Genomic DNA, 17,704 nt, shown 5'->3' with positions numbered 1-17,704 from the left:
CTTTGTGTATGCCTTAAATAAATGACTGACATGAAAAATATATGGATTTTCTCGTTGATTGTCTTTTATTCCCTTTTGGGATATGGTCAATCGTATAAATTTTACACTACCGATAAAGAGCTTTCAAGTAGCTTGATAAATCAAATCTATCAGGACAAGGATGGTGTAATATGGGTTGCTACAGAATATGGCCTCAATCGTTATGACGGAGTTAAGTTCACAATATATAAACATGATATTGATAACCCCCATTCTTTGATGAACAACTATGTGAAGAATATTTTTGAAACCAGTAATGGGGATTTGATTATCTGTACGTTTTCCGGTATCCAGAAGTACAATCCTTTGACTGATGATTTTTCCCTTCCGGCTAGAACTGTCGTAGATGAGACATTTGTAAATGTTGTCGGTTCGGTCATGGAACGAAAAAATGGAGAAATATGGATTGCTTCCCCTACACCCGGTAAACTTATTGTAAAGGATGATGAACTGGTTGTGGATTTCCTTGATTTGCCGATACCGGACAATCACTTTCCCGATCAGTATGTTGAAGATAAAGAAGGAAATATTTGGATAGCAGTCGGTGGTGTTGGAGTTTATAGGATAACACCAGAAAATGAGGTAACTTTATATCTGAAAAACATTCATAAATTGCATGCTTTGTGCCTGTGTAAGGATAATGATGGAAATCTTTTTGTGGGTAGTTTGGGGCAAGGTCTATACAGATATAATGTACAGCTGGATGATTTTGAACATATTTCATATAATAGTGAAGCGCTTCCTGTAAAGTTTTTGATGGAGAAAAGTCCTAATGAGATATATATAGGGACGGACGGACAAGGAATTAAAGTTTATGACAAGAAAAAAAATACAATAGTTGATTATTCGATAGAGTTTTATTACTTGAATCTGAATAAATCAAAAGTGCATACAATGTGGACGGATAAAGATGGAAGCCTATGGATTGGTTTATATCAAAAGGGTATTTTGTACCAACCTGTAAATACGAATAATTTCAAATATCTAGGCCTTAAATCAATTTATAAAAATATCATTGGAGATTGTTGCATTACTTCTATATTAAAGGATCGGGACGGATTTCTGTGGGTTGGAAGTGACAATGATGGTATTTATCGTATATCAAAAGATAAAAATCATAGTTTGCATTACTCCATGACAGGAAATCAGAAGACGCTTTCTGGGGCCATTCTTAGTTTATTTGAAGATTCAAAATCAAATTTGTGGTTTGGTTCCTATACAAAGGGAGTAGGTAAAATTGATAAGAGAACAGGTAGATGTATCTTGTTTGGACAATTGAAAAGTAATGATGGAAATCCTATTCCTGCCGTTTTCGCCTTTGCTGAAGATAAGGAAGGACGTCTTTGGATAGGTGCGACTGATGGTTTGTATTGTTATGATTTGAATTCGGGGCAATTGAAGCTTTTCAGTGAGATGAGTGGAAAAGTTATCGCATGGATTAATTGCTTGCATTATTCATCGTCTAAAAATAAATTGTTTGTTGGGTCTTATGGAGGCCTTGATTGTGTAGATTTGGATTCTGGTATTTTCTTCAGTAAAAAAATTATAAGTACGAATGCTGTGCATTCTATATGTGAAGACAAGAATGGTATCATTTGGACCGGGACATCTGAAGGTATATATTCCTTTGATGTGAAGCATGAAAAGGTAGAAAGTTATACTGTTAAGGATGGCTTGCCAAGTGATGTTATTTATGCAATTCAATGTGATGATAATAACAGGTTGTGGATAAGTACAAATTCTGGAGTTTCTTGCTTTCATCTGCATGACAAACAATTTGTTAATTATTATGTAAGTGACGGGTTGCAAGGGAATGAGTTCTATAAAAACTCTTCATATAAAGATTCTGATGGAATAATTTATTTTGGGGGAATGAATGGTTTGACTTATTTCAAGCCGGGAGAAATCTTCAGCCCCAACAAAAAATGGAATGTCCGGATTTCTGATTTTTATGTATTCGACAAGACTGTGAGGACAGGTATACGCTCAGGGGGTAAAGAGATAATTGACAGATCTATATTTGAGGCTACAGATTTCTATTTGTCATATAAAGATAATACATTCAGTTTGGAGTTTTCAACGGTAGAATTGAATAAACCGGAACGTTTGGTTTATGTGTATTCTTTTAATAATGGGGATTGGATTAATCTTCCGCATGGGATTAATCGGGTGTCTTTTAGTAATTTAACTCCTGGTGAATATACTTTTCGCATTAAGGTGAAGGACGGAATGATGGAATCGGATGTGAGGGAATGTACGATTCATATATCTTCCCCCTGGTGGGCAACGGTATGGGCTAAGATTTCTTATTTCGTGCTTGCTCTAATTATTATAGGAGTTGGTATATATAGATTTAAACGTCATCTGCATTATAAGAAAGAGAGAATTGAGCATCTCCATGCTGTAGAGATAAATAATGCCAAGCTTCAGTTCTTTATTAATATTGCACATGAAATCCGTACTCCATTATCGTTGGTGGTTAGTCCGTTATTGGGCCTGATGAAGACGGATAAAGATGAGTCAAGGCAGAAAATCTATAAAACAATTTATCGGAATACCCAGCGCCTTCTGTTATTGGTCAATCAGTTAATGGATGTTCGAAAAATTGAAAAGAACCAAATGAAACTGACTTTTCAAAAGATTGATATTGTCCATTATATACGTCAGATTTGTGAGTCATTCAGTATACAGGCTTCAGTCAAGAATATAGCCTTGAATTTTAATACACATGGATGTGAGAATCTGGACTTATGGGTAGACCCGGCTTATTTTGACAAGATTATAATAAATATATTATCCAATGCCTTTAAATTTACGAAGGAGGGAAGTATCGATATTGATTTGTTTATTGCCGGGCAGCAGGAGGGGGCTGTTTCGGTAGCACAATATGCCAAAATCCAGATAACAGATACAGGTATTGGTATTGACGAAAAGGAATATGAACATATATTCGAAAGATTTTATCAGGTTCATAATAATTTAAGTACGGCTGGTACGGGTATCGGTCTTCATTTGGCGCAATCATTAGTAAAACTGCATCATGGTGAAATTTCTGTCGGAAGGAATGTCAATGGATTGAATGGTACCACATTTACTATCGAGATACCTTTGGGTGATTCCCATCTGAGCCAGGATGAAATTTGTGGAGAAATAGAAAAAGGAGAGACGATAATTTCGCCTGCTACGGATATGGAAGTACCATTGTTGGAAAATCCGGATCCGGAAAAGAATCTTCATGTTAGAAGAAAATGGAAAGTGTGTATCGTTGAGGATGATGATGAAATCCGGAAATATATAAAGGACGAACTTTCTGTGGCATATCATATAACAGAATACAATAACGGGAAAGAGGCCTGGTCGGGTATCTTGAAGGAAATTCCGAATTTGATAATAAGTGATGTCATGATGCCAGAGATGGATGGTTTTACATTATGCGAAAAGATTAAGCAAAATGTAAATCTGAATTATCTTCCTGTCATTCTGTTGACTGCCAAGACTACGGATGAGAGTACTATAGAAGGGTTGGATATCGGTGCTGATGCATATATAACCAAGCCATTTAATATTGCTATCTTACATAAAACGGTGGAAAATCTGATTCTCAAACACCAGAAGATGCAGAATATCTTTACCGGCCGGCAAGGACAGGATGATAAATTGGACAAGTTAGAGGCAAAATCGCCCGATGAAAAACTTATGGAACGAATAATGAAAGTGATAAATGACAATCTGAGCAATCCGGAACTGACTGTAGACGTGATTGTAAATGAGGTCGGTATCAGCCGTTCCCATCTGCACCGGAAGCTAAAAGAACTTACCAACCAGCCGACCAGACAATTTATCCGTAATATCCGATTGAAGCAAGCGGCACAACTTTTAGCCGACAAGCGCCATTCCATTGCGGAGGTTGCACAGATGACAGGATTCTCTAATCCTAATAATTTCTCGACTCTCTTTAAAGAATTATATGGGGTTACCCCTTCTGAATATATGGAACAACATCTGCAGGAAAATAAATAAAACTAATCTCAGTATCAGCCCTCCTTCCCATTAGAGACAAAGGAGGGCTGACTTTCTCTAAATCAAAGCGATAACATTCATAATAAGCACTTTCTGGCAGAGTATTATTGATGTGTTTTCCTGGTAGAAGTTTGATGTCATTCCCAAACTTCTTGATATGAAATATGGGTTTGAGACATTTCAAAAGCCTTTTGAAACGTAAAAAGATAAAATGAAACATTTATAGATGGATGCGACATGTAATAATTCTGTGTTCTGATTCTACATTTCTAATTTTGTGTTGAAAGATTTTTTTTCTATGCTTGACAATCGTGTTTGTAGAAGATGTTAAACAATGTTTCAATATTAATCTTATAATTAGTTATATGAAAAATGTAAAACGGAAAATTCAGAAAATTCCTTCCTTACTGTTCTGGATGCTGTTATGCTGTCTTACAGCTTCGGCCCAACAAGGGATGACAGTAAGAGGTATTGTGCTTGATGATGATGGTGAAGGTATCATAGGTGCTTCCATTGTCGTAAAGGGCAATAAATCGATTGGTACAATATCCGATTTTGACGGAAACTTTCAATTGACGGTCCCTAATGAGAAGTCGATTCTTGTCATCTCTTTTGTCGGGATGAAGACAAGAGAAGTCAAGGTTTCACGGAGTAACATGCGGATTACTTTGGAAGATGATTCCCAGGAACTGGACGAATTTGTAGTAGTCGGTTATGGGCAACAGAAGAAGGCCAGTGTCGTCGGGGCTATTACTCAAACTACAAGTAAGGTGCTGGAACGTTCCGGAGGAGTTTCGGACTTAGGTTCTGCATTGACCGGTAATTTGCCCGGTGTGGTAACAACCGCAAGTACAGGTATGCCGGGTGAGGAAGACCCACAGATTTTGGTTCGTGGTATGAGCTCGTGGAACAATACAGCTCCGTTGATATTGGTGGATGGTATTGAACGTCCAATGGCTGGTATTGATATCAACTCGGTAGCCTCTATCTCTGTATTGAAGGATGCATCGGCAACTGCTGTATATGGTGTAAAGGGCGCGAATGGTGTTATCTTGATTACAACCAAACGTGGTTCTGAAGGTAAGGCAACAATCAATGACTATATCTATAATCAAATGATTTGACATAAAGACAACGTTTTGTCTTATTCAATATTATATGTAACATTCAAACTGTATTGTGCAACATTTCAAGATGGATTTGCAACTTAATTAAGGAAGCTGAAGAGTGAATGCATGTATTTTTGTATTCAAGGTTTTGTATTTAATATTCCTATTTTTTAGAAGAGTATTCAAGACTATAAAATATTATTATTCATAAAAATATGTGATATGAAAAAAGTACTATTATTATGCCTTACGTTAATTATAGGGCAATATTCATTAGCGCAGAAAATTCGATTTTACACGCCAAGAACGGTTCAAGTAGTAAAAGAGAATGGGACGGTGTTTAACAAGAAGTCTCTTGTGGTTACAGCCGAGCCTGAAAAGGTAAAGGTGAATGTAACTTCCAATGATACGGCTACTATCTATCGTTCAAGTGAACTTACGGTAATTGTCGGTAAAAATGGAATCTCTTTCTTGGATAATAAAGGGAATCTGATTATGAGAGAAGGTTCTTATTCATTTTCTCCAATAGTAAGAGGACTGGATAAATGGTCATATAAAATCAAGCAAGGTTTTATGGTTGATGCTGATGAAGGTATATATGGATTCGGTATACTTCAGAACGGCAAAATGAGTCATCGTGGTGAAAATAGGCGTATGGAACAAGGAAATACAGAAGATTATTCAAATTTCTTTCAGAGCATAAAAGGTTATGGTGTTTATTGGGATAATTATTCTGTAACTTACTTGAATTCTCCTGTTGAAGGGGTTGCCGGCGAGCTGACTTTGGAGTCACAGGTAGGTGATGCAATCAATTATTTTTTCATGTATGGTGGTGATGCTGATGGTGTGATTGCAGAGATGAGACATCTTTCGGGTAAAGTGCCAATGGCTCCGTTGTGGACCTATGGTTTCCATCAAAGTAGAGAACGATATAGTTCACAGGCTGAATTACTCGAAGTGGTGGATAAATATAGGGAATTAAAGATTCCGTTTGATGGAATCGTGCAGGACTGGCAATATTGGGGACATAGTTATTTGTGGAATGCAATGGAGTTTCTGGCAAGTGGCTATCCGAATCCTCAGGAAATGATGGATAGAATCCATAATCAGAATGCTCATCTCAGTATATCATTCTGGTCGTCTTTCGGTATCGGTACCAAAGGTTTCAGAGAATTTCAGGAAAAGAATCATTTGCTTGATTTTGAGACTTTCCCTCCAAGCGGATTAGACGGGTGGCCGCCACGTGACGATTATCCAAGTGGTTCCAGATGTTATGATGCATATAGTGAAGAGGCAAGGGACATTTATTGGCGTAATCTTTCAAGACTGCATCGTCTGAACATTGACGGCTGGTGGATGGATTCTACTGAACCGGATTTTTATAATTATGATGATTCGGACCTTGATGTTCCTACTGCTATGGGATCATTGCGTTCCGTGCGTAATATCTATCCTTTGATGTCTGTAGAAGGGGTATATAACCATCAGAGAGAAATAGATACAACTAAACGTGTCTTTATCTTTACAAGATCTTATTTTGCGGGGCAACAGAGAACCGGCGCCAATACTTGGAGTGGTGACATTACCTCAACCTGGGACAGTTTCCGTAAACAGATTCCGGGATGTCTGAACTTTACATTGACTGCCAATCCGAATGTACATTCTGATATTGGTGGCTTCCTTGCCGGTTGCTACAATATCAACGGTTGGAACTCGGCAAAAGACAACCCGCAGTTCAAGGAATTATATGTACGCTGGATGCAGTGTGGTGCTTTCATGCCTATGATGCGAAGTCATGGCACAGACGCGCAGCGTGAAATCTATCTGTATGGCAAGCCGGGTGAACCTGTTTATGAGGCTATGGTTGATGCTGTGAAGTTGCGTTACCGTTTCTTGCCTTATATCTACAGCCAAGCATGGCAGGTGTCCCAATATAATGATTCCTTCATGCGTGCTTTGTTCATGGACTTCAAGGATGACAAATCGACCTGGAATAATAACAAACAGTTCATGTTCGGTCATAATATACTCGTCTGTCCGGTGTTGCATCCGCTCTATACAGAAGAGGAAATTGTAAAGTCGCCTGAAATATATGACCTTAAGGTAAATTGGGAAGAGGATAGAACTTATGAGGTCTATCTTCCTAAAGGTGTCCAATGGTATGATTATTGGACTAATGAAAAATATTCAGGCGGTACGACTGTAAATGCTTCTGCCCCAATCTCGCATTCTCCGTTGTATGTCAAGGCTGGAAGTATCCTGACCTTAGGCCCTGCAGTTCAGTATGCCAATGAAAACAACTTTGATAACATCGAGATTGTAGTATATCCGGGTGCTGATGCAGACTTCACATTGTATGAAGATGAATGTAACAACTATAATTATGAGAAAGGGATGTATTCAACCATCAATCTGCATTGGAATGACAGATCCAAGTCGCTTACCATCGGAAAGCGTAATGGCTCGTTCCCGGGAATGCTTAAGTCACGTACATTTATAGTGAAAATAGCAGGAAGTGATGCCGTGAAAGAAATACGTTATACAGGTAAAGCTACAACAGTCAGATAAATAATATTTATTTGGGACGTTCGGTTCCCTCTTTAAATTTTAAATATTAAATTATTGCAGTTGGTTGAATATTAGATATTGATATATTCATTTATTATTTTTTTTCTTGCTTCATGTTGTTTTGAACAGGTTTCAAAACAACATGAATTAGCATGAGTAATCATAAAGGATATTTAATTATGTATAAGAACTTGTTGTTTATATTTATTGCTCTCTGGTCATTTTGCATGAATGGAGTATCTCGTGATAGAAAGGAACTTTTGGACTTTGGATGGCGTTTCTTAAAGGGTGAAGCGCCGGTGGGAAGTGTCAAACCGGATTTTGATGATGGTAAATGGAGAATCGTGGATTTGCCACATGATTGGAGTATCGAGGGCATACCAAGTAAAGATGAACCTTCTGGTGGAGATGGAGGTTATCGTCCCAATGGAAAAGGATGTTATAGGAAAACATTTCAAATCAATAAGGAGGAAATCGGAAAAGTCTTCGGCCTTTATTTTGAAGGTGTCTATATGAATGCAGAAGTCTTTGTTAACGGAAGCTCGCTAGGAACACATCATTATGGCTATTCCCCTTTCTACCATGATATAACGTCATTGATAAAGCAAGGAGAGAATGTAATTGTTGTAAATGTAGACAACTCTTATCAGCCAAACTGTAGATGGTATACAGGTTCTGGTATTTATCGTCATGTATGGTTGACATCAACAAATCCGATATATTTTAAACAATGGGGGACCTTTATTACTACCCCTAATGTTTCGGAAGACAAAGCTGATGTTGCGATTTCCACAGAAATTATAAATAGTTATGACAATGAAAGAGAGCTTTCTCTTACTACAATCTTATATGGTCCTCTGGGAGATGAAATAGGTAGAACAACAAAAGGAATTGTAATAAAACCTGGGGAGACATTGAAGATTAATCAGTTGCTTCCAGTGCAAAAGCCTCAATGTTGGAGTCCTGACTCTCCTTCACTTTATAGTGCACGCTTGTCTGTTGCTGAAAATAATAGAGAAATAGACAGTATTCTTGAATCCTTCGGAATACGTACTATCAGCTATTCGGCAGAAGAAGGATTCAAACTGAATGGAAACTCTTTATTGTTGAATGGTGGATGCATTCATCATGATAATGGTCCATTAGGAGCTGCTGCTTTCGACCGTGCTGAAATTCGAAAAGTACAGCTTATGAAAGAGGCTGGATTTAATGCTGTACGTACCAGTCATAATCATCCTTCTGAAGTATTTTTACATGCATGTGACAGTATCGGACTTCTTGTAATCGATGAGGCTTTTGATGGTTGGCGTGTAGCAAAGAAACCACATGATTACTCAACATTGATTGATAAATATTGGAAAGATGATCTTTCAGCTCTTGTATTACGGGATAGAAACCACCCGAGTATATTTTGTTGGAGTGTTGGGAATGAGGTGATAGAACGAAAAGAGATTCAGATTATTACGACGGCAAGAAAATTAGTAGGACTTTGTCGAGAACTGGATCCTACCCGTCCTGTAACATCTGCTCTTTGTGCATGGGATAGTGATTGGGAAATATATGATCCATTGGCTGAAGCTTTTGATATTGTAGGTTATAATTATATGATGTACAAACATGAAGGTGATCATATCCGCGTACCTGAACGAATTATGATACAAACCGAATCATATCCAAGAGATGCATTTCAAAGTTGGAGTTATGTAAATGACAATCCATATATTATCGGAGATTTTGTTTGGACTTCTGTCGATTATTTGGGTGAATCCAGTATAGGACGGTGGTATTATGAAGGCGAAAATGCAGGTGAACATTTTTTCGGTGACCACTTTCCATGGAATGCTGCTTATTGTGGTGATATTGATATGATAGGACAAAGAAAGCCAATCTCTTATTATCGGGAACGGTTATGGAATTACAATCGACCTATTTATATGGCGGTTAAAGAACCTAATGGATATTATGGAAATATAAAGGAAACTATGTGGAGTGTATGGCCTACTTTTGAAAGTTGGACTTGGCCAGGGCATGAAGGGAAAGAAATAGAGGTTGAAGTTTATTCCCGTGCCCCACGTGTACGCTTAACATTGAATGGGAAAGTTGTCGGCGAAAAGCCGACAACCCGTCAAGAAGAATTTAAGGCTGTATTTAAAGTTATATATGAACCAGGAACAATTCTTGCTGAAGCTATAAACAATGAGGGAGATGTCTTGTCTGAATTAAATGGTTATCATAATGAATTGAAAACAGCAGGAGAACCATATGCAATACGTTTAAAGGCTGATCGTTCAACTATCAATTCAGATGGGCAAGATTTGTCTTTCATTACAGCAGAAGTTGTAGATAAAGATGGTATAGTTTGTCCTGATGCAACAAATCTGTTGACTTTTTCTCTAAAAGGAAGAGGTACATTGCTTGCTGTTGGTAATGCTGATATCAAGGAACTTGATACCACATCCGATTCGAAACATAAAGCTTGGAAAGGGAAAGCTTTGGCTGTTGTGAGGAGTCAGTTAAAAAAGGGCAAGGCTATTATTGCTGTAAGTTCGCAGGGATTGAAGGGAACTCAGTTGGAAATAAGATGTAAATAAGAATAGCCTTTTAACTGAGGGAACATATTGGAAGGTATTTGAGACATTCTATATATAATAAAGCTATTTGTAGAGATATGCGAGACGCGGATTAAGGATAAAAATTAGAAAAGTTCTTAAAGCTATGGATTGATAATGCTACAAACTTAGGTATCGTTCTTTTTTTAAAACCGACACAAGCGTTTTATAGTAACCAGTTTCAGAAAGAATATAGTTCAAATGGGTATTTGCAATTAAAAAATAAGTTCATATTTATTTCAATAATAGTCCGTTAAAAAATCAACATATCGGCTAAGCGGCTTCTGCCACAAAGCCAAAGAGTTCTTTGATAAGTTTAGTATTAAAAGTTCTGTTCGGTTTCAGACCGGACTTGCTAAAAATTCTTTTGAGTATATAAGTATTACTCAGATAGGCCTTTAGCAGTCCGATGGAAAGCGAGGGATAGTATCGTTTCCGCATGACCTTTGCGATGTTTACCGAAGTCAGTGAAGCATTGAAAGCGAAGTCGAGTTTCTTCAAGTCTCTTGCCTGACAGTCATTGAGTCCGGTAAACTGCTTGGAATCCCGAAAGCAAAACTCAATCTGGAACCGTGTACGGTAGTATTCGATGATGTCTTTGGCCGACATGTCAAGATCGGTGGAGAAATAAATTTTATGTCCTCCTGATCCCGGATAATGAACCACGACTTTGATGTTGCGTTTCATTGCCTTTGAATAGGCTTTGACTGAGTAAGCCTTTCCTCCTTCAATGTCGAGAATCTCGCAACGCTGAAGGTCGAGTTTCTCAAAAACAATCTTCTCGCCTTTGATACGCGGCCGTCCCCGCTTGCCTGTGCGGACACCGTCATGCGCATACCACAAGGTGGCATCATGCAGTCCCGACTGTCAATGTCGATAATGCCGATGCCGAGAATTTCCAGTCCCCGTTTCACCTGAGAAGCGCATCCCGACCAGAACTTGCCGATATAAGGAGTCTTCTTTCCCGACTTTGAAATGTAGCTCGCGTCTATGGCAATGGCTTTTCTAACGCTTTCTCCAAACCGCTGCCGCATAAGGAAGAGATTGAACTGTATCCAGTCAAACTCACGTTCGAACAACTGCCGGAAGCGTTGTTCCGAGCTGTCTGCGTAACTTTGCTGAACAACTTTTCAAAGCATCGGTTACGAGTTCCTCATATTGGTCAAGTGCTGTTCTGTTCATTGCTTTAATGTGTGGTTAGATACCATTAAAGGTACTGAATTTCAGCCACTTGACCTATTTTATTCTGCTAAACTTTATTAATTAACTTATTTGCTATCAAAGGATTAGATATTAATTTAACGAAGTATTAGTTATGATACCTTATATAAAAAACCAGATATGATTATACGTTATTTAACGGATATAGTCAGCAAAGGGGGAAATATGTTATTAAATGTGGCTCCTAATGGTCAGGGAGCTTTCCCTAAGCAGACATTTCCGATTATAAAAGAGTTGCACACTTGGATGCAAATGAATGGCGAAGCTATTTATGGGACGAGGCCTTGGCGTATTTACGAAGAAAAAATGAATCCTAACCAACCTGATGAAGAGATAAAAGCAGAATTTGACGATGCTGTTTTCAATGGGTTTCCTCAGCAACGGATTCCAGACGTGCGCTATACGAGCAAAGGGAATAAAGTATATGTCATTGTGCGCCATGTACAAGATACAGTCTTTAAATTGAGAGCTTTTACAAAACAGGACAAAATAGAAATGGTGAAATGTTTGTCGGAAAGGCAGGATGTGAATTGGAAATTGGGTGAAGATGGTTTGATGATTCGTATGGGGGAATTGGTTGATTCTTATCCTATTTACGTATTAGAAGTTTCATTAAAAAATTCTTAAAGAGAGGATTAAATTCGGTTTCAAACTTAATTAATTCATATATTCGTATTAAAATCAGTAAATAGTATGAAACATCTATTCGTTATCTTATTTCTATTCTGTGGATTATCCGTTTTCGCCCAGCCGAAAATAAACGATAAACCTAAATCATCGGTGGACTTCCCTTTATGTGCAGGTGGAGCGTCTTGTGATATTTTTGTAAGTCCTGAAGATTTTGAGGTGGTAAAAAAGGCGGCTTCTTTATTCGCGGAAGACATTGGGCGGGTAACCGGTACAAAGGGGCATGTCCAGGTCGGAAATCCGGGTGAAGGGCAAAATATCGTTGTTATTGGTACATTGAACCATAACTCTTTTATCGACAAATTGGCAGGTGATAATCAGATAGATGTGACTGGTATCCAAAATGGTTGGGAGCAATATCTTATTAAGACCGTTGAGAATCCCGCTAAAGGCATAAAACGGGCTTTGATAATTGCCGGATGCGACCGTCGCGGAACGGCATACGGGACGTTTGCTTTATCAGAAGCCATCGGTGTATCTCCTCTTTATTGGTGGGCGGATGTGCCGGTTAAGAAAAAGAATGCTTTATATCTTCAAAAAACAGATTATGTTTCTAAGGCTCCTAGTGTTAAATACCGGGGCTTCTTTATCAACGATGAAGGGTGGGGTATTACACCGTGGGCTTCGAAGACATTCGAAAAGGAACTAGGAGACATCGGTCCGAAAACGTATGCGAAAGTCTGTGAACTGATTCTTCGTATGAAAGGAAATATGCTGGCTCCAGCCATGCATCCCAGTTCGGGATCATTTAACAAATATCCTGAAAACAAATTGGTGGCAGACTGTTTTGCCATTGTCATGACTTCTTCGCATTGCGAACCCTTGCTTTTCAACAATGTGACAGAATGGGACGAGAAAACAATGGGTGAATGGAATTATGTAACCAATAAAGACGGCATCAATAAGGTACTTGATAAACGTATCTCGGAGAATGCTCCTTATGAGAATTTCTATACCCTTGCCATGCGAGGCATTCACGATGCCGGATTGGTGGGAGTGCCTAAGGAACGTGAGGTAAGTTTGATAGAAGAAGTGTTGGCAGATCAACGGAACATTTTGTCGAGATATATTCCGCATCCGATTGACTCCATTCCGCAACAGTTCGTTCCTTATAAAGAAGTGCTGGACATTTACGAACGTGGTTTGAAGGTACCCGATGACGTGACTTTGGTATGGGTAGACGATAATTACGGTTATATGAAACGCTTGAGTAATCCGCAAGAGCAACAACGTAGCGGAAGGGCAGGCGTTTATTACCATACTTCTTATCTGGGTGCTCCGCACGATTATCTTTGGGTATGCACCACTCCTCCTGTGTTGATGTACGAAGAATTGAAGAAGGCTTACGATACGGGTGCCGACCGTTACTGGCTGCTGAACGTAGGCGACATCAAGCCGGCGGAGCTTGCTATCAAGACGTTTTTCGATATGGCATGGGATATAGACAAATATGATATCCATTCCATCAATGAACACCAGTCGGCGTTTATGGCGAAGTTGTTCGGAGAGGAGTACAAGCCTCGTTTCCAGCGGATGCTGGATGAATATTATCGGTTGGCATGGAGCCGTAAGCCGGAATTCATGGGATGGGAACGTGAATGGGATGAGCCGGAATACACAGAATTGGCTTCTACCGACTATTCGTTCCAAAATTATAATGACGCGCTCCGTCGCTTGGACGATTACCAACGTTTGTCGGACGAAGCGTTGCATTTGTATCATGAGCTTCCGGAGGCTTCTCGTCCGGCATTCTTCGAACTGATAGGTTATCAGGCTTTGGCTTCATATCAGATGAACCGAAAGTTCTTGATGGCGCAATTAAATCGTGAATTGCTTGCCGAAGGCAAGGTTGAGCAAGCTAATTGGGCGGCAAGCCAATCGCAATTGGCATACGACAGCATCGCTTCGTTGAACCACCGGTATAATACGCAATTGGATGGGAAATGGAACTACATGATGACGCTGGCACCGGGATGGGTGGCTAAGTATCAGCATATGCCGGAAGTAACTTATACGAAAGGAAAAGGGGAAATGCCTGTGGACTTGTCTCTCCGTCTTGAACAAGATGTGTTGGAGCGTTGTACGCTGGTAGACTTGACACGCTATCAGGTCAAGTCGGCTTCCGGTCATACGTTGCGTTTGGTAAAAGGATTGGGTTACGACTGGAACATCATTCAGTTAGGAGAGGCGACAGAAGCTTTGGCCGATCCCACTTCTCCTTCGGCTCCTCAGATTGAGTATGCATTGCCACAGATAGATGCCGATTCGGTAACCGTACATGTTTATTCGTTGCCGGTATTCCCTATATATAAAGGTAGAGGGACACGCTTTGGTGTGTCAGTAGACGGACATCCGGTGCAAGTGACGAATAACATACCTAAAGAATACTCTAAATCTTGGAAAGACAATGTGTTACAAAATGGAGTAAAAGCTACGTTTTCTTTCCCGATAGACCCTAGGCGTAAATCACACATTTTGACTTTAAGTTGTGGTGACCCCGGTGTGATGATACAGCGTATCATTGTAGACTGGGGCGGACTGAAGGAAACATACGTCGGGCCGGATATTCGTTTATTGAAAAGCAAATAAGAGAATAGAAAATCGGAGATCATCTTTAACTTCTGATTAACCTAAGTAAGTAAAAAGCATTATTGTTGTGTAACAAAACATTTTTTCGAAAGTTATGAGTGAGGAAGAAAACAGGCACGATTGGAGTTGTGTGGATTGTGGTACACAGAATTGTAAGTATAAAGACCGTACATATCCCGATTTTTGCCTGACAACCAGTCTGGACACAGAAGATGATGCCTGGGCAATGAAAAAGTATGAAGAAGGGAGGAATCATGACATTATGGTGGCAAGTGCTGAGGTGGAATACGAAGGTTATTGCCAGTGGACACGAGTGCAGGAGATTATGGAGTTTGCCCGGAAGATAGGAGCACACAAGATAGGTATTGCCAACTGCATAGGATTGATTAACGAGGCACGCATTTTTGCGCGTATATTGCGTGTTAATGGTTTCGAACCTTATTCGGTTATTTGTAAGGTGGCAGGAAAGGCAAAAACTTCGGTGGGTATACCGGAAGAATGCGAACGCATTGGCAGTGCGATGTGTAATCCTATTCTGCAGGCAAGGTTGCTTAATCGGGCACAAACCGACTTGAATGTAGTCATCGGTCTTTGTGTAGGTCATGACAGCTTGTTTTACAAATATTCGGATGCGTATGTCACTACGCTTGTAACCAAAGACCGGGTGACTGGAAATAATCCTGTTGCGGCACTTTATACTGCACAATCCTATTACAGGAAAAAGTTTGGTCTGGATAAATGAGGCATGGTGTCCTGATAAGAAGACGCCTGTTGTTGATGAAACCTACATCAAACAACAGGCGTCTGTTTTTATTTCTTGTAGTTCTTCAGTCCTGTCTGAAGGAAATCAATGTATTTTGCTACATCCTCGTCGTACGAATACGACTTGTTGAGCGGATTGCCTTCATTGTCTAACAAGACATAGAATGGCTGGGCATTGGCACCAAACTTAGACCGTTGCAGGTAACTCCACTTATCACCTACAGTACGAAGCGTGCGTTCCTTGCCGTTTTCCATTACCTTGATAGGTTCGGGCAACTTGGTCTTTTCGTCTACATAGAGTGTAATCAGCACGTAATCTTCGGTAAGAAGCTTACTTACTTGCGGGTCTGTCCATACTGCAAGTTCCATCTTACGGCAGTTCACACATCCGTATCCCGTGAAGTCTATCATTACCGGTTTGCCTTGTTGGCGTGCATATTCCATGCCGGCATCGAAATCCATGAATTTGGCGTGTACTTCATTCTTGTAAAGATTGAAGTCTTGCGTCTGCATGGGAGGTGCAAAGGCACTTACAGCTTTTAAGGGTGCTCCCCATAGTCCTGGTATCATATAGACAGCAAAGGCGAGAGATATAAGCGCAAGGAAAAAACGACCTACACCTACTTTGTTGCTATCATCATCGTGCGGGAACTTGATTTTACCCAACAGGTACATGCCCAGCAGTCCGAAGATGACAATCCACAGGGCAAGGAAAGTCTCGCGGTCCAGCAGGCGCCAACCGTATGCCAAGTCTGCCACCGAAAGGAACTTGAGGGCAAAAGCCAGTTCGAGGAAGCCCAAGACTACCTTGATAACGTTCATCCAGCCTCCCGACTTCGGCATTGACTTGAGCCACGAGGGGAACATCGCAAAGAGTGTAAACGGCAAGGCAAGCGCTATGGCAAAGCCCAACATGCCCAATGCCGGGGCGATAATACTGCCCGTAGTAGATACCTCTACCAACAGGAAACCGATAATCGGTCCGGTGCAAGAGAAGGATACCAGCGACAAGGTAAATGCCATCAGGAAAATGCTAAGCAAACCTGTTGTAGATTCTGCTTTGCTGTCAACCGCATTGCTCCACTTCGAAGGCAAGGTGATTTCGAACGCGCCGAAGAACGAAGCGGCAAATACCACCAGCATCAGGAAGAAGAAAATATTGAAGATGGCATTGGTCGATAAGGCATTCAGTGCACTTGCGCCGAATATCAATGTAATGGCAAGTCCTAATGCCACGTAAATTACTACAATAGACGCACCGTATGTCCACGCATCGCGGATGCCTTTTTTCTTGTCTTTCGAGCGTTTCAGGAAGAAGCTGACCGTCATCGGAATGATAGGCCATACACAGGGAGTGAACAAGGCGAGCAGCCCGCCGATGAATCCGGCGAAGAAGATGTATACCCACGAATGCGTATCCTGTTGCTGGGTCTCGCCGAACTCGGATAATTCCTTAATAACCGGCTTCCAGTAGTCTGTCGTTCCTTTCAGCTGTGCAGAAGGAGCTGGAACATCGGCTGATGCTACTGAAGTTGTATCGGCAGGAGCAGACGAGACAGGTACCACGTCGCTCTTTACCGGTGCGTTTGCCGAAGGTGCATCAAGTTTTCCACTGTATGAGAAGTCAACAGCGGTAGGAGGCAGGCAGTTTTCATCGTTGCAGGCTCCGTATTCCAAGTAACCTTTTACAGTATAGTCACCTCCTGTAAGTCTCACCTTTTGAGTAAACTTTGCCGTTCCTTCAAAATAACGCACTTGCATGTTGAATATCGGGTCAATCTGCTCTATTTCTCCATTACCAGGAATGAGTTTGCCCACCAGTTCTGCTCCAACTATTTCGTCTACATTAAATGTCGCAGAAGTGGGTCCTCCTTCTTCAAGGTTGGTAGAATATACATGCCAGCCGGCATCGATTGTACCTGTAAAGACAATTTCGGCTTCTGTGGCCGAAAGATTTTTCCATTCAGCTTTGAACTGTACCGGGTCTTGCATTTGGGCAAATATCGGCAAACAGCACAAAAGGGCAAACAGCCAACTGAGTGTCATTCTTTTTTTCATTGTTCGTTTGGTTTATTTTTAGTTAGGTTCTTATTTATATTA

The 17,704-nt window shown here is 40.3% G+C and carries 9 protein-coding genes and 1 pseudogene; 7 read left to right on the top strand and 3 right to left on the bottom strand.

The window, feature by feature from the left end; genetic code table 11:
* Positions 1 to 30: 30 nt before the first annotated feature.
* The 4 genes and pseudogenes from B5F25_RS08755 (at position 31) to B5F25_RS08740 (ending at position 10,327) form a co-directional block, all read left to right on the top strand.
* Complete coding sequence (locus B5F25_RS08755; RefSeq protein ID WP_087249011.1) at positions 31 to 4,059, top strand: two-component regulator propeller domain-containing protein; 4,029 nt, start codon at positions 31 to 33, stop codon at positions 4,057 to 4,059.
* Positions 4,060 to 4,424: 365 nt separating this feature from the next.
* Positions 4,425 to 5,153: pseudogene (locus tag B5F25_RS08750) on the top strand (carboxypeptidase-like regulatory domain-containing protein); the annotation flags it as partial.
* Between the two features lie 237 nt (positions 5,154 to 5,390).
* Positions 5,391 to 7,736 (top strand): TIM-barrel domain-containing protein, encoded by a 2,346-nt coding sequence (locus tag B5F25_RS08745; RefSeq protein WP_087248981.1) that lies wholly within the window; start codon positions 5,391 to 5,393, stop codon positions 7,734 to 7,736.
* Positions 7,737 to 7,915: 179 nt separating this feature from the next.
* Positions 7,916 to 10,327 carry a sugar-binding domain-containing protein gene (locus B5F25_RS08740; protein WP_164496638.1) on the top strand — a complete coding sequence of 804 codons (2,412 nt, stop codon included), beginning with the start codon at positions 7,916 to 7,918 and terminating at the stop codon, positions 10,325 to 10,327.
* Between the two features lie 291 nt (positions 10,328 to 10,618).
* Here the strand turns inward: B5F25_RS08740 and B5F25_RS22455 are convergent, their stop codons facing one another.
* Positions 10,619 to 11,011 (bottom strand): transposase, encoded by a 393-nt coding sequence (locus tag B5F25_RS22455; protein WP_343206227.1) that lies wholly within the window; start codon positions 11,009 to 11,011, stop codon positions 10,619 to 10,621.
* Between the two features lie 17 nt (positions 11,012 to 11,028).
* Positions 11,029 to 11,424, bottom strand: a complete 396-nt coding sequence (locus B5F25_RS22450; protein WP_241148382.1) for a hypothetical protein — start codon at positions 11,422 to 11,424, stop codon at positions 11,029 to 11,031.
* 229 nt (positions 11,425 to 11,653) lie between these two features.
* Between B5F25_RS22450 and B5F25_RS08730 the strand changes: the two genes are divergently transcribed.
* The 3 genes from B5F25_RS08730 (at position 11,654) to B5F25_RS08720 (ending at position 15,584) form a co-directional block, all read left to right on the top strand.
* A complete protein-coding gene (locus B5F25_RS08730) occupies positions 11,654 to 12,193 on the top strand; it encodes an alpha-L-fucosidase (protein ID WP_255376618.1) in 540 nt (179 codons plus the stop codon).
* A 66-nt stretch (positions 12,194 to 12,259) separates the two neighbouring features.
* Positions 12,260 to 14,842 (top strand): glycosyl hydrolase 115 family protein, encoded by a 2,583-nt coding sequence (locus tag B5F25_RS08725; RefSeq protein ID WP_087248974.1) that lies wholly within the window; start codon positions 12,260 to 12,262, stop codon positions 14,840 to 14,842.
* Between the two features lie 94 nt (positions 14,843 to 14,936).
* Entirely contained in the window at positions 14,937 to 15,584 is a 648-nt protein-coding gene (locus tag B5F25_RS08720; RefSeq protein WP_087248972.1) for a DUF1847 domain-containing protein, read from the top strand.
* A gap of 68 nt (positions 15,585 to 15,652) precedes the next feature.
* On the opposite strand, the gene B5F25_RS08715 is transcribed toward B5F25_RS08720, so the two are convergent.
* Positions 15,653 to 17,662 (bottom strand): cytochrome c biogenesis protein CcdA, encoded by a 2,010-nt coding sequence (locus tag B5F25_RS08715; protein WP_087210603.1) that lies wholly within the window; start codon positions 17,660 to 17,662, stop codon positions 15,653 to 15,655.
* Positions 17,663 to 17,704 lie beyond the last annotated feature (42 nt).

It is taken from the genome of Bacteroides sp. An19 (assembly GCF_002160215.1).
GTDB classification, from domain to species: Bacteria; Bacteroidota; Bacteroidia; order Bacteroidales; family Bacteroidaceae; genus Phocaeicola; species Phocaeicola intestinalis.
This window is presented reverse-complemented; position numbering and strand designations above follow the sequence as displayed.